The sequence below is a fragment of the Ectopseudomonas toyotomiensis genome (genome assembly GCF_900115695.1).
GTDB classification, from domain to species: domain Bacteria; phylum Pseudomonadota; class Gammaproteobacteria; order Pseudomonadales; family Pseudomonadaceae; genus Aquipseudomonas; species Aquipseudomonas toyotomiensis.
Genome location: NZ_FOXK01000004.1, coordinates 164,414 through 183,256, shown reverse-complemented (window position 1 = coordinate 183,256; position 18,843 = coordinate 164,414). Strand labels below are relative to the sequence as shown.

The window sequence follows — 18,843 nt, the reverse complement described above, 5'->3', positions numbered from 1 at the left end:
ATGCCGCACAGCGGACTGCTACCTCCCCTGTTCGAGCGCCTCTCCACCCAGTTGGACGAGGCACCGGACTACGACCGCAACGCACTGGCCGAGTCCGTCCGCCTGGAGTTGGCGCGCCTGCTCAACACTCGTCGCCCCCGACGAGCGCCCGGCCGGCCGCTGACGCTGCTCGACTATGGCATCGCCGATTGGACTGCCCTGCAAGCCCTGCGGGTCGATGACCGCCGTCTTCTGCTGCGAGAACTACGCGCCGCCATCCAGTACTTTGAACCACGCCTGCAGTTGAGCGAGATCGATGTCGAGGCGCTGCCCGACCAACCCCAGCGCCTCGGCATCCGCCTGGCCGGGCGCCTACGCAGTGGCCGCCGCTCCTGGCCTGTGTTGTTCCTCCTCGCCCCCGGCGACGACGGTCTAGAGGTACGCCATGAGCGACTCGATTGATGCCGATCTGCTGGACTACTACCAACGCGAACTCACGTGGCTACGCCATGCCGGTGCCGGTTTTGCCCAGCGCTACCCTAAAGTGGCGCGACGTCTGGAGCTGGCCCCGGACGAATGCCCGGACCCCCACGTCGAACGACTGCTGGAGGGCTTCGCGCTTCTTAGCGCACGGCTCCACCGGCGTCTCGACGATGACTACGCCGAATTTAGCGACGCCCTGCTGGAGCAACTCTACCCACTGGCCCTGAGACCCATTCCCTCCTGCAGCATCGTACAGTTCGAGCCGGACCCGACTCAGGGCAACCTCGCCGAGGGTTATACCCTGCCTCGTGACACACCACTTTTCGTCACCACCCGAGACGGTGCCAGCGTGCACCTGCGAACCAGCGCCGAGGCGGTGCTCTGGCCGCTGCGCATCCGCGAGGCGACTCTGCTGGATGGCGACGCCGCCGTGGCCTTCTCCGGCCACCCACGCGCACGCTCGGCACTGCGCCTGACGCTGGAATGCCTGGGCGAATTCGACTGGGCGGAGCTACCGGTTCGCCGCCTGCGGATTCACCTCGCCGCTTCACCGATGACGAACGCCACCCTCTATGACCTACTCGCTGCCCACGGCCTCGGGGTGTGGAGCGGCGCGCCAGAAGCCCCGCTGCAAGCAGTGCCTGGCGATTTAGTCCCGGTGGGCTTCGGCGACCACCAGGCGCTGCTGCCTGACGAAGATGGCCAACATCCCGGCCTGCGCCTGCTGGCAGAGTACTTCGCCTTCCCCGACAAGTTCGCCTTCTTCGATCTGCCGCTGCTGCCACCGATCGATGGCGGACGTGACTGCCAGGTGCTGATCGCCTTCGACCGCGCCCCGCTGGGCAGGCCGCACCTGCAGGCCAGCGAACTGCGCCTGGGCTGCGCGCCGGCAATCAACCTGTTCCCGCGCACTTCTGAGCCCTTGCGCCCGGACGGCACCCGCAGCGAGTATCGACTGGTGGCCGACGCCCACCGCGAGAACAGCGTGGAGATCCACAGCATCCGCGCCCTGCGCGCCGCTACCCCACAGGGCGTGCGCCGTGTACCGGACTACTACGGCCACAGCCACACCGGCGAAGGTCTGTACTGGCATGCCCGTCGCGTCCAGGGCCTGAATCCGACGCGGCCCGGTAGCGACCTGCTGCTCAGCCTGGTGGACACCGCTTTCGACCCGTTGCACGACGCCCCCGAATACAGCCTCACCGCCGAGCTACTTTGTACCAACCGGCACCTTGCCGAGAATCTAGCCGCCGGCACCCGCCTGGGCTTCGAGCGCCCCGGCCCGGTGGCGCTGGCCAGCCTGCTGACCCCGCCAACACCGCAGAGCCTGCCGTGTCTGTCCGGCCCCTCGCGCTGGCGACTGGTGTCCCAGTTGAGCCTCAATCACCTATCGCTTGTGGAAGGCCCGAAAGCACTTGAAGCGCTGCGCGAACTGCTGCACCTGCACAACCTGCGGGACGAAGCAGGGCCAAGACGACAGGTGGAAGGCCTAGTGGAACTGACCTGCGAGCGCGTGGTGGCGAGGGTTGGCGAAGATGCCTGGCGCGGCTGGCGCAACGGCCTAGAGGTGCGCATCCGCCTCGACCCACAGCATTTCGCCGGCACCAGCGCTGTGCTGTTCTCCGCCGTACTGGCGCAGTTCTTCTCCCTTTACGCCACGCCCAACCGCTTCGTGCGTACGGTGCTGGTAGACGCCGACAAGGAGATCCGGACATGGCAGCCCCAGGCCGGCAAGCCCCTAAGCCTCTGAGCCGGCGCCTGCGTGAAAAGCCCCAAGCCTTCGAGTTCCTCCAGGCCCTGTTGCTGCTGGAGCGCGAACGCCCCGATGCCACGCCGCTGGGTCAGGGTAGCAGCCCGGACGACGAAGCCCTGCGCCTGCGCGGGCCACTCACGCCGACCTTCGCCGCCAGCCAGGTGGAACGCCTGGAGGAACAACAGGGGCAGCCGCCGGTGCTGAGCACCGCCGTATTCGGCCTCGGTGGCCCAGACGGCCCCCTGCCCTATGCCTACCAGGAATGGCTGCAGCAGCGAGCCCGCCACAAGGACCACGCCCCGGCGGAATTCCTCGACCTGTTCCACAACCGACTGCTCGCTCAGCTCTACCGGGTGCTGAGTCGTCATCGCCTGGCCCTCGGCTTCCAGCCACCCGAGCGGGCCCCCGTCCACCAGCCACTCCTGGCTCTGGCCGGTCTGCTGCCGCACAGCCTGCAGCAACGCATGGACCTGCCGGACGCAGCCCTGACCGCCCGCGCGGCGCTATTCAACGGCCCGCGCCGCTCCCTGGCTGGCTTTGCCGTGCTGGTGCGCCACCACTTCGGCGTGGCAGTGGACTACGAGGCCTATCAGGGCACCTGGCGGGATATCCCGCCAGCCAGCCGCAGTCGTCTACAACGCGGCGGGCGCAACCTCGGTCTGGGCCGCGACGCCATCGCCGGCACCCGGGTCTGGGATGAGCATGCTGGCATCCGTCTCACCCTCGGCCCGCTAAACACCGAGCAGGCCAACACCTACCTACCCGGCGGCGCGCAGCACCAGCGGCTTGCCGACTTCGCAGGGCTCTACCTCGGCCCCGACATGGACTGCCACCTGCGCCTGTTGGTGAGGCCCAGCGCGCCGCTGCGCCTGGATCGCCGCCAACCGCCGCGCCTACGCTGGAGCGGCGGGCTGCACCTGGCCGCCGGCAGCTCCCTGCAACGCATCGACACCCGCCTGCGGTTCAAGGAGATGCCCTGATGGAACTCGCCGCGCTGATCGGTCGCCTCAACGCCGACAGCCGCCGTGCGCTTGAACGCGCCGCGCAGCGCTGCCTACAACGCACTCACCATTACGTGGAGATCGAGCACCTGCTGCTCGAGTTGCTCGACATAGAAGGCGGCGATTTCGCCTGGTTGCTGCCGCGCTTCGGCCTGGAGCGCGACAGCCTGGCCACCGAAATTAACCGCGCCCTGGAACTGTTCAAGGCCGGCAGTACCCGCACCCCAGCCCTCTCCGCCCAGACCATCGGCCTGCTCGAAGACGCCGTGGTGCAGGCCAGCGTGCAGGGCCAGGCCAGCATCCGCTCCGGCCTGCTGCTGCTCGCCCTGCTCGACCGCGACGAGCGCCGTAGCCTGCTGCTCAACAGCGCCTCTTCGCTACTGCGCATCCCGCGTGAAGCCCTGCGCGCCAACCTCCTGGAATGGACGCAGGCCTCCCGCGAATACAGCGGCGGCCCCGGCCCGGCCGGGAAGGCCCGCCTAGCCCAGGAAGCCTCGCAGGATAGCGTGCTCGACCAGTACACCCAGGACCTCACCGCCGACGCCCGCGCCGGTCGCATCGACCCCATAGTCGGGCGCGACGGGGAGATCCGTCAGAGCATCGACATACTTCTGCGTCGGCGACAGAACAACCCGATCCTGGTGGGCGCTCCCGGTGTCGGCAAGACCGCCGTGGTCGAGGGTCTGGCCATGCGAATAGCCGCCGGCGACGTGCCACCGCCGCTGCAGAACGTCATCCTCCGTGTACTCGACCTCGGCCTGTTGCAGGCCGGTGCTGGGGTCAAGGGCGAGTTCGAGCAACGCCTCAAGGGCGTGATCGATGCGGTGCGAGGCAGCGAGCAGCCAATCATCCTGTTCATCGACGAAGCACACACCCTGATCGGCGCTGGCGGCAGCGAAGGTGGCAGCGACGCCGCCAACCTGCTCAAACCGGCCCTGGCTCGTGGCGAACTACGCACCCTGGCCGCCACCACCTGGCTGGAATACAAGAAATACTTCGAAAAGGATCCCGCCCTGGCCCGTCGCTTCCAACTGGTGCAAGTGGAAGAACCTGACGAAGCCACCGCCGTGGAAATGCTGCGTGGCGTTGCTGCCAAGCTGGAGCAGCACCATGGCGTGCAGGTGCTCGACAGCGCCATTCAGGACGCGGTCAAGCTCTCCCATCGCTACATCTCCGGCCGCCAGTTGCCGGACAAAGCCATCAGCGTGCTCGACACCGCCTGCGCCCGCGTCTCCCTCGGCCAACACGACGTGCCGCCACCGCTGGAAAGCCTGCGCCACCGCGAAGTGGCGGTGAGCGAAGAACTGCAACGCCTGCGCCGCGAACAGACCACCGGCCTCGACCACCGCGAACGCATCACCGTCCTGGAGCAGGAATCCGCCAGCAACCGCAGCGCCATTCGCGAGCTGGAAACCCGCTGGGGCGAAGAACGCGAAGCCGTGCGCGAATTGCTGGAGGCCCGCCGCGAACTTCTGGCCTTGAGCGAAAGCGCCGATGCCAGCCAGCCCGACGAAACCCTGGATGAACGCAGCGACTACCTGGCTGCCGAACTGGCGCGGCTCGAGGCCGGCCTCGACGCCATCCGCCAGGACGACCCGCTGGTGCCCGAACAAGTGGATTCACGCACCGTGGCGGCGGTGATCGCCGGCTGGACCGGCATCCCCATTGGCAAGATGCTCGCCGACGAAGCCTATGCCGTGCGTACCCTCGGCCAGCGCCTGGGGCAGCGGGTCATGGGCCAGGACAGCGCCCTGGGCACCATCGCCCAGCGCATCCAGGCCTACCGTGCCGGACTCACCGACCCGGCCAAGCCGGTGGGCGTGTTCCTGCTGGTGGGCCCTACCGGCGTCGGCAAGACCGAAACCGCCTACGCCCTGGCCGACGCCCTCTACGGTGGCGAACGCAACCTCATCAGCATCAACCTCTCCGAGTACCAGGAGGCCCACACCGTCAGCCAGCTCAAGGGCGCCCCGCCCGGCTACGTCGGTTATGGCAGCGGCGGCGTGCTTACCGAAGCGGTGCGCCGCCGCCCCTACTCCGTGGTGCTGCTAGACGAAATCGAAAAGGCCCACCCCGACGTGCTGGAGGCCTTCTACAACGTTTTCGACAAGGGCGTGATGGAAGACGGCACCGGTCTGGTGGTGGACTTCAAGAACACCGTAATGCTCGCCACCAGCAACGTCGGCGCCGAACTGGTGCTGGACACCCCCGCCGACCAGCTTGGCAGCGACGCCTTCAACGAACGCCTGCGCAAGGTGCTTCTACAGGCCTTCCGCCCCGCCTTCCTGGCCCGCATGACCGTCGTGCCCTACCGCCCACTGGATGAAACCACGCTGGAAGGCATCGTCCTGGCCAAACTGGAAAAACTGCGCGAGCGCTACAAGGCCGCCACCGGCAAGCAATTCGACTTCGACCCCGCCATCGTGAAAGCGGTGCTCGCCAAATGCAGCGCAGCGGGCGCGCGGGATATCGAAAACGTGCTTATGGCGCAGGTGACGGGGAAGTTGGCGGAGTGGGTGTTGGAGTGAAGCAAAAACGTTGCCTATAACAAAGAGATATGGAGAGATTATGTTTACCCCCATATTTGAAATAGACCAGGAACTTTGGACCCGAAGCGGCAGTACAATTGATATACAAATGGATGCTGGAATATGTTTTGCGCTTTGTCACGAATGGTGTTCCGCTCAAGCAAAAAGAGACTATGCAAATATAGAACTCTTCTTTTCAACACAATTCCCGGCAATGCATAGACTTTTTTCGCTTCAAAGAGGCTTCAACTTAGTATCCGACTCACTAACTCAAGGAGCAGGATATGCGAATTTTTATGCAGTAGATGAGAACCTGACAACAAGCATGCTTACACGAGATGCACGTCGCAGTGCAATAAATGTAACCGTTGCGTGCCGAACCCAGGCTCCAGGCATCATTCAAAATCTCCTTAACACTTGCTACAAAGGAGATACCTTCCTTCTAGGGTTTTGGGGCGTTGAAAATGGAGAAAACTGGGGCCATGTCGTAGGCGTCTCATGGCCACCCAACAAAGGAAAAGCGTACTTCTTCGATCCAAACCTAGGGCTTTTCAGAGAAGAAATAACTAACCAACTTGGCATAGACACAATGTCAGAGATAGACAACCTGTACAACAACGCAAACATAAACGACTTCACGCTATATGAGTACAGGAAAATCTAGAGAACAAAAAGGGCGATAAAAAGAACAGATTTATCAAAGTTCTCGTTTACCTTCCCTTTGCCAATCTGTTTATTTCATCAGAGCAAGCAGGTGAATCTTATAACCATGACCGTGAGGTGTTCCGAGCAATGCCACTGGATCCTGAATATAAATCGACCACGATCAGCGTAAACGGGACAAGCGTAACCGTCCCGCTGTATGCAAAGGCAAAACTGACGTCGACCAACATGACGGGGGGATCCGGTCCGGATCAGTCATTACTGCCCCCGGGCTTCATTTCAGGCATGTGTCCGCAACATCATCAGCGCGGCCATCTGATTGGCAACAAGCTCGGTGGAAGCGGCACCGATTTGCGCAACCTAGTGACACTGACCGAAGGAACCAACCACCCGATCATGTATGAATACGAGGCGATGGTTTATGACTACGTCAGGAAGAGACCCGGTATAGAGTTCACTTATCAGGTGACAGCCCAATACGAGCCATCCCGATACTTGGCTGCACAGATAGCTCCTGGTGGGGCAACAACTGGTGCAGCAAACAACCCGTACTGTCCCATGCCCTGCCCGGAGTCACTACGGATAGATTTCTTTTATGCCGAAGAGCCGGGAAAGCTGTTCTACCCGCTGATCTACCGCGTTTTGAACGAACATGGAGAAGGTTGGGAAACAGGGCCGCTGTACATTCTCAATGGCGTGTACAAATTTCATGAAGGCAGCCCCAAGCATGTTGCTCAAGGCTGCTGGGCTTCGTGAGGTCAATCATGCAATTCGACATTTTCCCAACCTTGGAACATGAGATTCGTCTCAGCCATCCTGATAGGGTGGTAACGCTAATAGCGGCCTGCGAGATGAACCAGGTCGGTCGGTTCAACATGCGGGAATCGGCGGCACACTCTCCTCGGATTGCCTCTAATAGCAGCCCTAACAAGCAAGACCACTGGATTTTCACATCCAGTGTGGTTCGCGCACAAACGGATAGCCGTGATCGAGCAATGGTATTCGTCGCAATCAAGAAGAAATACCTGACCAAGGTGCCTGACTCCCTCAACGGTTGGAGTTGTCCGTACGGAACGCCGATGCAGGTCATGAAGATCCAGCATGGCCGCTCGAGTTCCGGGCTGTCATTTCTCAATGCCTAGCAACGACCCTTCCACATAAGATCCCCACCTTGCAACGAGGCTCTAATGCCCCGCCCCACCGACACCAATACCAGCCTTTCCCTCAGCGCCTCTGCCCTGACGGATCTTTACCCCCAAACGCTTTCCGGGGGCGAGGTGTTGAACGAGTTGGGCAGCCTGACTCTTAATGGCGACAGCGCCACCGCGCTGACGTTGAGCAGTGCCGTGGCCACGCATATCACCACCACCCTCCACAACGACGCCAACCAGCGCCCCCTCGACGCCCTGGTCGCGGAAATTCGCCAGCTCCCCGCCGATGCCACGGCCGACCGCTACCAGGTGGTGCTGCGCCCCTGGCTCTGGTGGCTGACGCTGGCCAGCAATAATCGGGTGTTCCAGAACCTGTCCACCAGCGACATCGTCACCACGATCTTCAAGGCCCATGGCTTCACCGACTTCAAGCTGTCGCTCTCCGGTAGCTACGAGCCGCGCGAGTATTGCGTGCAATACGGCGAGACGGATTTCGCCTTCGTTTCGCGGCTGCTGGAGGAGGAAGGGATCTTCTGGTTCTTCACCCACGAGGACGGCAAGCACACGCTGGTGCTGGGCGACAGCAGCGATGCCTTCGTGCAGATCCCCAATGGGCCGAAGGTGCCCTATCTGGGCCAGGGTATCGGCGTGCGTGAGCTGCATGGCATCCGCTCGGCGCAGTACAGCGTGCAGGCGGTGGCCGGGGTGTACAGCGCCACCGACTACGCCTTCACCACCCCCACCACCTCGCTCTACAGCAAGGCCGAGGCGGTGGCCGGGCCGTTGTCGATGTACGAGCACCCGGGCGGCTACATCGCCAAGGCGCGCGGCGATGCGTTGACCAAGCAGCGCGTGGACGGGCTGCGCAGCCAGGAGAAGCGCCTGATCGGCGAGAGCGACTGCCGCTGGCTGGTGCCCGGCCACTGGTTCACCCTCACCGGGCATGACGACGCCAGCCTCAATATCGACTGGGTGGTGACCGCCGTCACCCATGACGCCAGCCACGAGCACTACCGCAACCGCTTCGAGGCCATTCCCAAGGCCACCGCCTACCGCCCGCCCCGGCTCACGCCCAAGCCGCGCATGCACACCCAGACCGCACAGGTGGTGGGCAAGGCCGGCGAAGAGATCTGGACCGACCAGTACGGCCGCATCAAGATCCAGTTCCCCTGGGACCGCGACGGCAAGAACGACGAAACCTCGTCCTGCTGGGTACGCGTGGTGCTGCCCTGGAGCGGCAAGGGCTTCGGCATGCAGTTCATCCCGCGCATCGGCCAGGAGGTGATCGTTACCTTCATCGACGGCGACACGGATCGCCCGCTGGTCACCGGCTGCGTCTACAACGGCGACAACACCCTGCCCTACGCCCTACCGGACAACCAGACCCAATCCGGCATCAAGACCAATTCCTCCAAGGGCGGTGGCGGCTTTAACGAGCTGCGCTTCGAGGACAAGAAGGACGCCGAGGAAGTCTTCCTCCAGGCGCAGAAGGACATGAAGGTCAACGTGCTCAACGACAGCACCGCTACCATCGGCCATGACGAGACCCTCACGGTGCAGAACGCCCGCACCCGCACGGTGAAGGAAGGCGACGAAACCATCACCCTGGAGAAAGGCAAGCGCACCGTGACCATCCAGACCGGCAGCGACACCCTCGATGTAAAGGACAGCCGCACCGTCACCGTCGGTGCCGACCAGACCCACAGCACTGGCGGCAACTACAGCCACACCGTCAGCGGCAACTACGAGTTGACCGTGGACGGTAACCTCACCATCAAGGTGACCGGCACACTCACCCTGCAGAGCAGCGGCGACCTCACCGCCAAGAGCGACCAGAACCTCACCACCCAGGCCGGCATGGCACTCACCGACAAGGCCGGCACCTCGCTCACCAACCAGGCCGGCACCTCCCTGGACAACAAGGCCGGCACCACCCTGACCAACGACGCCGGCGTCAGCCTCACCAACAAGGCCGCCGCCGAACAGACCGTTGATGGCGGCGGCATGCTGACCATCAAGGGCGGCCTGGTGAAGGTCAACTGAGGCGCCCATGGCCAACGGCAACCTCGACCTCACACGTGGCGACAGCCGCCTCCAGGGCAAGCTGCAGGACGGCGCCCTCGATGGCCCGGTACGCATCCAGGAAGCCGGCCGCCCGCAGGCCCAGCTCCTCTATGCCAACGGCGTGCTCCACGGCCCCAGCATCCTCTACCACCCCAACGGCCAGGTGTCGGCACAACTGCCCTACGCCGACGGACGCCTGCATGGCGTGGCTCAGTACTTCGCCGCCGAAGGCTGGCTGCAGCGCAAGGTCGCCTATCGCCAAGGCTTGATGCACGGCGAGGCCAGCAGCTACTACCCGGATGGCAGCCTGGCCGAGCTGGAGGTATATCGCGATGGGGTACGTGATGGCCTCTACCAACGCTTCCATAGCAGAGGCCAGGTGGCCCATCGCAGTCGCTACCTCAACGGCAAGCCGCTGGACGAAGGCCAGAGCTTCGCGGAAGACGGCCGCCCGCTGGACGCCGAAGGCAAACCTATCTCTAGGCTGCGCTGGTGGTGGCGGCGCTGGCAGGAGTCGGGCGAGGCCTGATCAGGGAATCAGCATTTGCACCTGGCCGGGCATGGCGATCTTGATCACACCAGCCCAATTGCACATCAGGGTGCTGTTGGAATCGAGCGACGGCATGTTGCCAAGCAACATGGTCGTTGGTCCGCCCGGGATCCAAGGTGTCGCGGTTGCCGGTACACAAGGCATGGGCGTCAACACACCCAAGGCTGCTGCAGTTGCGGCAGCGACCATGGGGTTGGCAAGGCTCTGGCACATGCCGAAAGGCAGGATATTCACCAGCGGGATGTGATCCATGATGTTCGCTGCAGGCATACCCGCCGTGAGCGTGCGGTTCTGCGGCAACACGCTCAACATGCTAGGGGCGACACCAAAACTGCACTGCAGTGTGGCGCCACTGCATACTTGTGGACAGCCCATTGAAGATCCTACTCGTTGCTGCAGGTTGGTTTATCAGGTTAGCCGAGGATCATTGTATGCAACTGATTTAAGTAAAAATAAATCGCCCCGATAAGTCCGACCGGAACGACGAACATCCACCAGGCCTTTCGCGAGTTCAGCATTGCACGCTATAGCTGGTCTCGCTTTTGGTTCTTTTTATTGAACAGCAGAGGTACATAGTCATTAACCCATCATCCCAGTCAATTCCAGAAAAGGCTCGGTGAGCGGATAGAAAGTGCGTGTCGTAGCTATCCAGCACCATGCCGCTTCATGTCGACAGGACGAAGTTGGGTAGCACGAACTGACCGAGCTCTTCGATAACCTCGCCCGCGGGGCGCTGGCCGTATTTCAGATTGACGATCACATGATTAACCCCGATCTCCTGCAAGCTTTCCAGCAACGAGATCAGGTGATATCGCCCTAATTGATAGCCCAGGTGGATCGGTCGTGGTGGTGTCTGCGGGTTATCGGTCAGGTCGATGTATAGCGACTGGGTGAAGGGTTTGAACAGCTCACCACATTCGGCACGAACCGCAGTGCGCCAGTTATCGACAATCAGCTGCTGCGTCTTCGGGGCGCGTGGATAACTGATCCAGCCATGACTGTAGCGGGCAATCCATTCCAGTGTCTGGCGGCTATGGCCGGTGACAAAGAAAGGAATTTCCGCCGTGGTCGGCTTGGGAATCAGATCCGCGCCCTCAAGCGTCCCGCCGGACCAGGTCAAAGGCATGAAACTGCTGCGCTGAGCCTCGCGAAATACCTCGAGGTATTCGCGGAACAGGCTGTCGCGTCGCTCCGGGTCGACACCGAATGCGGGAAACTCCACCGGCCGGTCACCGGAAGCCACACCGAGTAACAGGCGGCCACCGCTGAGCTGATCGACACTGGTAGCGGCCTTGGCGGTGTGCAGGGGATTGCGGATTGGCAGGATGATCGAGGCGGTACCCAGCGCAATCGAGTGTGTGTGTGCCGCCATAAAACCCAGGTAGACCCAGGGGTCGAAGACCTGACCCGAATCACCGAAGCTGGGGTCGCGTAACGGCACGTCGCGAAACCAGAGGGCAGAGAAACCCAGCTTGTCGGCACGTTGAGCCAGGCTCACCTGGTCGAGCATGCTCGGCGTATCACCGGCAAAGGCTTCGAGGGGAAAGAAAAGACCCAGGGTCAAGCGGCCTTGGCGGTAAGTGCGCTGAAAGCCAGGTTGTCGCTGATAGGGAATGGAATTCGGAGTGAACATACGCCCTCCTACCTATTTCAAAAGATGTTGAGGAGCTGAATGACATCCCTGCGAGCGGATATCAAATCAGCGTTATCAAGGCCACCCGGAACGCCGCGCAGGGCGTTTGTGATAGTCCGGGGGCAATACGTTGCGAAATCGCCAGTTACCCCCGCTGCAAGGCAGCGATACAGAGCGGGGTGGTCGACGGCGACAGCCCTATACGATCCCGAATGAATGCTCACTGGGTGTCCCGCGCTTCTTGGTTCGGCGGTTCGATATGCTCGATGTTTCCCAGTACCAATGCTCGCCCGGCAAACAGACCACCCGCTGTTTCCAGAGCAAAACGCTCGGCATCGCGCATGCGCACTTCCTCGGTTACCGCGTCGGCTTCGTGCTCAGACGCACCCAGCGTCAGCACGGCCTGACGGCCGAGCAGCAGGGCCGACTCAAAGGTTTCCCGCACTATGTAGTCCGCGTCGTGCTTGACCAGTTCCAGCGCGTGCTCGCGGTCAAAGGCACGCACCAGCAATTTCACTTGCGGGCAGTAATGCCGCGTACTTTCGACTATGCGTGTCGCGGCTTTCTTGTCGTTCACACAAACGATGATGGCGCGGGCGTGATGGGCACCGGCAGCCTGCAATATTTCATGGCGGGCACCATCACCGTAATAGGCCTTGAAACCATAGGGCTCCACGGCGCGGATCACTTCCGGATCTATCTCGATAATGGAAAGTTTCGCTCCCTGAGCGAGGGGTGCCTGGCAGGCAATCTGGCCCACGCGGCCAAAACCGATGATAAGTACATTGCCTTGCAGATTCTGTGCGGTTTCCACACCGGCCATCGAAACGCTCTGTGCGCGGGCAAAACGCCTGTACAGCAGTAAGGCCACCGGCGTAATGGCTATGGAGAGCACCACGATAGCCGTCATATTGGCGTTGACTTCGGGGCTGATGACCCTGAGCTTGAGCGCCTCGGCAAACAGCACAAAAGCAAATTCGCCACCCTGCGCCATAAGCACTGCACGATCCAGCGCATCGCCATGGGAGCTCTTTGCAAGGCGCGCGACCGCATAAATACACAGTGCCTTGACCACCATCAGCGCCAGCACACCAGAGGTGATGAGCATCCAGTTCGTGACCACCACTTGCAGATCCAAGGCCATGCCGACGCCCAGGAAAAACAGCCCCAGCAGCAGGCCGCGAAACGGCTCTATGTCGGCCTCCAACTGGTGGCGGAAGGTGGATTCCGATAGCAGCACGCCGGCAACGAACGCCCCCATCGCCATTGAAAGCCCGCCGATTTCCATCAGCAGCGCTGCCCCCAGCACCACCAGTAGCGCGGCGGCGGTCATCACCTCGCGCGCCCGGGCTTGGGCCAATACCCGAAACAGTGGATTGAGCAGCCACAATCCGATGGCCACCAGTGCGCCCAAGGACAGGGCGGCGATACCGATACGCTGCCAAAGCGGTGAAGTGGGTTCATGCACCAATTCAGTGGGCGCCAGAAATGCCACCACCGCCAGTAACGGCACTATCAACAGGTCTTCAAACAGCAAAATGGACACGATGCGCTGCCCCCTCGGCTCGGTTATGTCACCGCGCTCCGAGAGGACTTGCATAACCAAGGCTGTGGATGTGAGTACAAAACCGGCCCCGCACACAAACGACACCTGCCAGGGGAAACCAAAGGCCATACCGACGAAGGTGAGCAGAAAAGCACAGACCACCACCTGCAGGCTGCCCAGCCCAAATATCTGCCCACGCAGCTCCCATAGATGCGAGGGCTTCAGCTCCAGTCCAATCACAAAAAGAAACATCACCACACCCAGCTCGCCAACCTGAATGATGGTGTGGGGGTCATGGATCAGTTGCAGTCCGAAGGGACCAATCATCATCCCCGCTGTCAGGTAACCCAGCACCGAGCCGAACCCGATACGTTTGAGCAGCGGCACTGCCACCACGGCCGCAGCGAGCAACGTGATGACACCCAATAATTGTCCTGCGTAGCCTTCAGCGGCCATAGCCTTGACCCTCAGCCCATATCAGGAGCGGTTACAAAAACGTTCTTACACCCTCGATTTCGGGTGCTTCATCCGACTGGATGGCACGCGTGACATACGACTTCAGCCTCAGCGCTGTAGCCGCCACCGGTTCGAATGACAAGACGAATAGGCTGGCTCGCAGGGGGCCCCACAGCCCCCTTTCGCCAAGTAAAAAGCCGACGGCGAGTGCGGCGAAACTGATCGACGTCCAAACCGGTAGCGCTGTTTTCAGGCAGTTACGCAAGCGATGCCGTGACCAGGCTCGACGTTTGTGGCGCGGACCACTCACTGTGAGGCATGGCGTCCTAGACGATTCGGTCATCGCGCTCACGCAACAGCCAATAGGTCAGCCCCAGGGCCAGAGTGGCGCCGGCCAATGCGGCGACTTTGGCCGGGCCGACATCGGGATCGAGAATCACGAACTTGCGGGACAGCGCAATCAACCCGATCAGGATGACCGTCTTGACCTGAATGATGCTGTCACGGCGCAGGGCCACGCGCACGATGGAGTGCTTGAATTCCATCGCGATCAGGAGCGTCATGATCATGCCGAACACACTCTGGAAGATCTTGTGGTCGAGCGGATTGAATGCATCGATGACCAGCAGGCTGAAGACAATGTGAATCAGCTGCACCAGAGACACCACGATAATCACCGCCATCACCGCTGAAAGGATGATCGCGACGGCCTGCTCGAAGCGTTCGTAAAACGTCATCACCGCCCAGTTACGGCGGAGTCGTTCGAGTGTCGTCCCGGTCTGATTGCTGTTGTTCATGCGCCACTCCTTCAGAAACAGGCCATTCCTACGAGAAATCGCGGTCGCTGCGCCTCTAGGCCTTCGTCCATGCCGAAGCGCGTGAACATGTCGCGGGTGATATCGGCAGCCCACCAGGTCGTCACGGCAGGATGTCGTGCAGCCTGGGGTACTCCACCACGCGCGCGCAGTAACGTTCTACTTGAATGGGCCGGGCTCGAGCCGAAAGATGCCCGGCACATCAAAGAGAACATACGGGCTGCCCGTCTCCCATTTTCAGGATCAGGGCAGCCCAGTGCTTCATGCTTTGCCACTTTCGGACTTCTTCTTGCGCGCCCCCTTGCTCGACTCCGATGGTTGCGCAGGTTCAGGTGGAGCTTCGGCGCTGGCCGCAGCGGCTGGCTTACGTTCGAAGGCAACCCGCTCCGCCTTGTCGTCCCAACGTGCACGGGCGTGATCGCCCTTGCCGATACCACCGCCGAGCATCTCGCGCGCCAGTGCCGTTTCCAGCTCGCTGCGAATCAGTCGTTTGAGCTCGCGAGCACCGAATTCGGGCTTGTAGCCTTCTTCCGCGAAGTGATCGACCAGCGTCCCATCGAACGTCAGCGTCACGCCTTGGTTCGCGGCATTGCGGGCCACGCGATCGAGTTGCAGGCCGACGATGTGGCGGATTTCCTCCTTGCCCAGCGCATGGAAGACGATGATCTCATCGATGCGATTGAGGAACTCGGGGCGGAAGTGCCCGCGCAGCACGTCCATCACCTCTGTCTTGGCCTTCTCGTACTCCTCGCCGGCCGCTCCGCGCGCCTTCAGCCGGCGCTGAATGATGTCGGATCCCAGGTTCGACGTGGCGATGATGATGGTGTTGGTGAAGTCCACCACGCGACCCTTGCCGTCGGTGAGCCGCCCGTCGTCGAACACCTGCAGCAGGATGTTGTAGACGTCGGGGTGGGCCTTCTCGATCTCGTCGAGCAGCAGCACGCTGTAGGGCTTGCGACGGACCTTCTCCGTGAGCTGGCCGCCTTCGTCATAGCCGACGTAGCCCGGCGGAGCGCCCACCAGCCTTGCCACGGTATGGCGCTCGCCGTACTCCGACATGTCGATGCGCAACAGGGCGCCCTCGTCGCCGTAGACGGATTCGGCCAGCGCCTTGGCGAGCTCGGTCTTGCCGACGCCGGTGGGGCCCAGGAACAGGAACGTGGCCACGGGTTTGCTGCCTTCGCGCAGCCCCGCGCGCGACAGCCGCACCGCATCCGCCACCGCGCGTACTGCCTCGTCCTGACCCACCAGGCGCTCGTGCAGCCGCTGCTCCAGGTGCAGCAGCTTCTCGCGCTCCTCCACCGTCAGCTCATTGACCGGGATGCCGGTCAGGCGCGAGACGATCTGCGCCACGTGTTCCGCCTTGACTTCGGCGCTGCCCGAGCCGCGCTCGCGTTCCCAGTCCTCGACCTGCGTCTTGAGTTCGATTTCCTTGGTTTCGATGCGCTTGCCGACCTCCGACGCATTATCGTATTGCTTGCGGGAAGCCAGGTAGTCCTGCTCCCGGCGCAACTGGTGCAGTTCGGCCTCCAACTCCTGCACCGCAACGGGGCGGGCCGTCGCCGACAGCTTCACGCGGGCGGCAGCCTGATCGAGCAGATCGATGGCCTTGTCCGGCAGGAAGCGCGCGGTGACATAGCGATCGGACAGCTCGGCGGCCGCGATGATCGCGTCCTCGGTGATGCTGACCTTGTGGTGCGCTTCAAAGGTATCGCGCAGGCCGCGCAGGATCATGATGGTCTGCGCCACCGTTGGCTCGGGCACCATGACCGGCTGGAAGCGCCGCTCCAGCGCGGCGTCCTTCTCGATGTACTTCTGGTACTCGTTGAGCGTCGTCGCGCCGATCAGGTTCAACTCACCGCGCGCCATCATCGGCTTGAAGACGTTGGCCACGTCCAACCCGCCTTCGCCACCACCCTGGCCGGCGCCCACAATGGTGTGCACCTCGTCGATGAAGAGGATCATCTCGCCCTGGTGCTCGGAGATCTCCTTCAGCACCTTCTGTACGCGCTCCTCGAACTCGCCACGGTACTTCGCGCCGGCCACCATGGAATTGATGTTCAGCTCGACCAGGCGCTTGTCGCGCAGCGTCTCGGGCACCTCGCCGGCCACCATGCGCTGTGCCAACCCCTCGACGATGGCGGTCTTGCCCACGCCAGGCTCGCCGATCAATACGGGGTTGTTCTTCTTGCGCCGCGCCAGCACTTCGATGGTGGTTTCGATTTCCTGCGCGCGGCCGATGACCGGATCCAGCTTGCCCGCATGGGCCATCTTGGTGAGATCGCGCGAATACTTGTCGAGCTCCGGCGTATTGGTCGGCGTCTCGGCGCGGCCATCCTCCGCACCTTTGCCGACCACCTTGTTTACCTGCTGACGCAGGGCCTGCGGCGTGAGGCCATAACGGCGCAGCAAGTTGGCGGCCAGCCCCTCGCCCTCTTCGGCCAGGCCGATCAGGAAGTGCTCGGGCCCGACGTAGGAATGTCCTAATTCATTGGAGGCGACGAAGGCGCGACTGAGCGCATCCTTCACCCGTGGCGACACGCCGATCTCGCCTTCGAACGGCTTGTCGCCACGCTTGGCCTCGGCTTCGATCTGGCGTTTGAGGTCATCGACCTTGATCTTGAACTGGCTCAGGATGGTCTTGATCACATCGCTGTCGGCCAGCGCCAGCAGCAGGTGTTCCGTATCGACTTCGGAGCGACCGAAGTCCGCGGCATGCTTGGCGGCTTCCTGCAACAGAGCCTCGGAGTGCTCGCTGATGCGGCTGGCCAACCCGCTGCCGCGACGGCGCGGCGTGCCCGACGCTGTGGAGGCTGGTTCGCCAAACGACGCATCGACCACTTCATCGGCATCGGCTGCAGCCGGTGCCGACGCTTCTCCGATGCGGAAGAAATCGCTGCCGAGAAAATCTTCGAACAGGCCGCTGCGCGAGCCGAAAAGGGCTTCCAGCGGGGAAATGGCGCGTTTTTGCTGGCGCACCAGTTGGCGGTAGTGATCGTCACACAACAGCATGGTGGTGAGGCGACCATTGAGATTGGCTTCCACCCGCGCGGTGGCGGGTTGGCCGCAGATTTGACATTGCTTCCTGGCCATGCGGACGCTCCTTAGTCATTGAGATGACGAGGTGCGGCATGCCGCGGCACCTCGTCCCCTGGTGGGACTTCGTGGCGACCGCAATGGAATATCCGACTCAGCTTCAATCGGAATCGAGCGGCCGTGCTTCGGTGCACTTGCTTCGCGCTTCGAATCCTGGTTGGCATCGTCGGGCAGGTTCAGTGCACACTGGAAACTGCCGTAGGAGAGTTCGACACGAGAAAAGCCGCTTCGCTCTTCTCTTGCTCCTGGCGCTTTCACCTCGCACCATCGGCACGTCGTTGTCGGGCGTGATCTGGAAGTCCTTTTCCTCGACACCGGGATCGTCGAGGGAAATCCTGTGCTGCTTATCGGTTTCCTGAATATCCAACGCCAGCTTCAGCATGCCTAGCCAATCGAACGGCAAGCGCGGCATGACAAGCGTCGGAAAACCAAATCCAGCCAAGCCCAAGGGGTTTGCTGCTGTTACTTGACAAAGTCTGCGCCTCGCAGGCTAGAAGTCAAGGAAAGTATCTAGCTTAAAAGCCTGAGGCGGAGAATGGGGTTTGCGAGGCTGGCTTGAGCACCACGGTGCAAGCGGCGGCCGAGGCCGGCTTGACGGGTGGTCATCCGTGGCAGGAACGTTTCATCACATGACGCTGGCAGTAACGCCGATCGACTGCTTGCTGATCAGATCGACTGCGGATGAGTGCGAGGATTACGGACCAAGCCATGCCGCCGAAAAAACGTAAGCGCTTGATTTAAGTGGTGCCGAAGCCGGAGCCGAACAGTCAGCCACAGGCCTCGCCAATACTGAGCAGCATCCATCTCGAAAGAGAAGCGTATCCCTAAACGTATCCCTAAATCTGACTCTACCCTCGTATGCGGGGGGGGCGTGACGCGTAACGATACTGAATCGACAGGCATGGGCTGACTTCAGAATTTTTTATTTCGCGGGCGTGTGTAAAAGGCTGGGCGCTCGGTGTCGAGTCTGTGAGGTTACAGGGATGTGACCACCCCTCCCCGAATGCGCGCTAGAGCCGGTGGCAGCGCGGGTTGTCGCGTGTTTGGCTTGCGGCGGGTGCGCTTGCCATGTCCACCTTGCCACCTTTTCATGGGGCGGTAGATGCAAGGAAAAACAACGCGTTA

Annotated in this window: 14 protein-coding genes and 1 pseudogene; 9 read left to right on the top strand and 6 right to left on the bottom strand. The window is 62.0% G+C overall.

Annotated features, from left to right (window positions below):
• From tssE to BM186_RS09585, 9 genes are all read left to right on the top strand, one after another.
• Window positions 1–441 carry a type VI secretion system baseplate subunit TssE gene (tssE, locus tag BM186_RS09620; protein ID WP_074914936.1) on the top strand — a complete coding sequence of 147 codons (441 nt, stop codon included), beginning with the start codon at window positions 1–3 and terminating at the stop codon, window positions 439–441.
• Window positions 425–2,212 (top strand): type VI secretion system baseplate subunit TssF, encoded by a 1,788-nt coding sequence (tssF, locus tag BM186_RS09615; protein WP_074914934.1) that lies wholly within the window; start codon window positions 425–427, stop codon window positions 2,210–2,212. The genes tssE and tssF overlap by 17 nt, the downstream gene beginning before the upstream one ends.
• The gene (gene tssG, locus BM186_RS09610; RefSeq protein WP_074914932.1) at window positions 2,176–3,195 is read left to right on the top strand and encodes a type VI secretion system baseplate subunit TssG; all 1,020 of its coding nucleotides are present in this window, start codon (window positions 2,176–2,178) and stop codon (window positions 3,193–3,195) included. The genes tssF and tssG overlap by 37 nt, the downstream gene beginning before the upstream one ends.
• Window positions 3,195–5,744: a type VI secretion system ATPase TssH gene (gene tssH, locus BM186_RS09605; RefSeq protein WP_074914930.1), complete on the top strand. Its 2,550-nt coding sequence runs from the start codon at window positions 3,195–3,197 to the stop codon at window positions 5,742–5,744. Before tssG ends, tssH begins: the two co-directional genes overlap by 1 nt.
• Before the next feature lie 40 nt (window positions 5,745–5,784).
• Window positions 5,785–6,408 carry a YopT-type cysteine protease domain-containing protein gene (locus BM186_RS26270; protein WP_122983564.1) on the top strand — a complete coding sequence of 208 codons (624 nt, stop codon included), beginning with the start codon at window positions 5,785–5,787 and terminating at the stop codon, window positions 6,406–6,408.
• A gap of 128 nt (window positions 6,409–6,536) precedes the next feature.
• Window positions 6,537–7,163: a DNA/RNA non-specific endonuclease gene (locus BM186_RS09600; protein WP_074914929.1), complete on the top strand. Its 627-nt coding sequence runs from the start codon at window positions 6,537–6,539 to the stop codon at window positions 7,161–7,163.
• A gap of 8 nt (window positions 7,164–7,171) precedes the next feature.
• The gene (locus BM186_RS09595; RefSeq protein ID WP_064494761.1) at window positions 7,172–7,549 is read left to right on the top strand and encodes a hypothetical protein; all 378 of its coding nucleotides are present in this window, start codon (window positions 7,172–7,174) and stop codon (window positions 7,547–7,549) included.
• A gap of 45 nt (window positions 7,550–7,594) precedes the next feature.
• The gene (tssI, locus tag BM186_RS09590) at window positions 7,595–9,601 is read left to right on the top strand and encodes a type VI secretion system Vgr family protein (protein WP_074914927.1); all 2,007 of its coding nucleotides are present in this window, start codon (window positions 7,595–7,597) and stop codon (window positions 9,599–9,601) included.
• 7 nt (window positions 9,602–9,608) lie between these two features.
• A complete protein-coding gene (locus BM186_RS09585; RefSeq protein ID WP_074914925.1) occupies window positions 9,609–10,151 on the top strand; it encodes a toxin-antitoxin system YwqK family antitoxin in 543 nt (180 codons plus the stop codon).
• Here BM186_RS09585 and BM186_RS09580 read toward each other — a convergent pair whose 3' ends face one another.
• The 6 genes and pseudogenes from BM186_RS09580 to BM186_RS26120 form a co-directional block, all read right to left on the bottom strand.
• The gene (locus BM186_RS09580) at window positions 10,152–10,547 is read right to left on the bottom strand and encodes a DUF4280 domain-containing protein (protein ID WP_074914923.1); all 396 of its coding nucleotides are present in this window, start codon (window positions 10,545–10,547) and stop codon (window positions 10,152–10,154) included.
• 289 nt (window positions 10,548–10,836) lie between these two features.
• Window positions 10,837–11,805: an LLM class oxidoreductase gene (locus BM186_RS09575; RefSeq protein WP_074914922.1), complete on the bottom strand. Its 969-nt coding sequence runs from the start codon at window positions 11,803–11,805 to the stop codon at window positions 10,837–10,839.
• A 220-nt stretch (window positions 11,806–12,025) separates the two neighbouring features.
• Complete coding sequence (locus BM186_RS09570; protein WP_083431587.1) at window positions 12,026–13,807, bottom strand: monovalent cation:proton antiporter-2 (CPA2) family protein; 1,782 nt, start codon at window positions 13,805–13,807, stop codon at window positions 12,026–12,028.
• Window positions 13,808–14,133: 326 nt separating this feature from the next.
• The gene (locus BM186_RS09565; RefSeq protein WP_045733300.1) at window positions 14,134–14,604 is read right to left on the bottom strand and encodes a phosphate-starvation-inducible PsiE family protein; all 471 of its coding nucleotides are present in this window, start codon (window positions 14,602–14,604) and stop codon (window positions 14,134–14,136) included.
• A gap of 279 nt (window positions 14,605–14,883) precedes the next feature.
• The gene (gene clpK, locus BM186_RS09560; protein WP_074914920.1) at window positions 14,884–17,715 is read right to left on the bottom strand and encodes a heat shock survival AAA family ATPase ClpK; all 2,832 of its coding nucleotides are present in this window, start codon (window positions 17,713–17,715) and stop codon (window positions 14,884–14,886) included.
• A 105-nt stretch (window positions 17,716–17,820) separates the two neighbouring features.
• A pseudogene (locus tag BM186_RS26120) lies at window positions 17,821–18,154 on the bottom strand (Hsp20/alpha crystallin family protein); the annotation flags it as partial.
• Window positions 18,155–18,843: the final 689 nt, after the last annotated feature.

What these genes read in the sequence shown, in the direction of transcription:
- tssE (WP_074914936.1), top strand. Translation starts at nt 1, where the DNA reads ATGCCGCACAGCGGACTGCTACCTCCCCTGTTCGAGCGCCTCTCCACC.
- tssF (WP_074914934.1), top strand. Translation starts at nt 425, where the DNA reads ATGAGCGACTCGATTGATGCCGATCTGCTGGACTACTACCAACGCGAA.
- tssG (WP_074914932.1), top strand. Translation starts at nt 2,176, where the DNA reads ATGGCAGCCCCAGGCCGGCAAGCCCCTAAGCCTCTGAGCCGGCGCCTG.
- tssH (WP_074914930.1), top strand. Translation starts at nt 3,195, where the DNA reads ATGGAACTCGCCGCGCTGATCGGTCGCCTCAACGCCGACAGCCGCCGT.
- BM186_RS26270 (WP_122983564.1), top strand. Translation starts at nt 5,785, where the DNA reads ATGTTTACCCCCATATTTGAAATAGACCAGGAACTTTGGACCCGAAGC.
- BM186_RS09600 (WP_074914929.1), top strand. Translation starts at nt 6,537, where the DNA reads ATGCCACTGGATCCTGAATATAAATCGACCACGATCAGCGTAAACGGG.
- BM186_RS09595 (WP_064494761.1), top strand. Translation starts at nt 7,172, where the DNA reads ATGCAATTCGACATTTTCCCAACCTTGGAACATGAGATTCGTCTCAGC.
- tssI (WP_074914927.1), top strand. Translation starts at nt 7,595, where the DNA reads ATGCCCCGCCCCACCGACACCAATACCAGCCTTTCCCTCAGCGCCTCT.
- BM186_RS09585 (WP_074914925.1), top strand. Translation starts at nt 9,609, where the DNA reads ATGGCCAACGGCAACCTCGACCTCACACGTGGCGACAGCCGCCTCCAG.
- BM186_RS09580 (WP_074914923.1), bottom strand. Translation starts at nt 10,547, where the DNA reads ATGGGCTGTCCACAAGTATGCAGTGGCGCCACACTGCAGTGCAGTTTT.
- BM186_RS09575 (WP_074914922.1), bottom strand. Translation starts at nt 11,805, where the DNA reads ATGTTCACTCCGAATTCCATTCCCTATCAGCGACAACCTGGCTTTCAG.
- BM186_RS09570 (WP_083431587.1), bottom strand. Translation starts at nt 13,807, where the DNA reads ATGGCCGCTGAAGGCTACGCAGGACAATTATTGGGTGTCATCACGTTG.
- BM186_RS09565 (WP_045733300.1), bottom strand. Translation starts at nt 14,604, where the DNA reads ATGAACAACAGCAATCAGACCGGGACGACACTCGAACGACTCCGCCGT.
- clpK (WP_074914920.1), bottom strand. Translation starts at nt 17,715, where the DNA reads ATGGCCAGGAAGCAATGTCAAATCTGCGGCCAACCCGCCACCGCGCGG.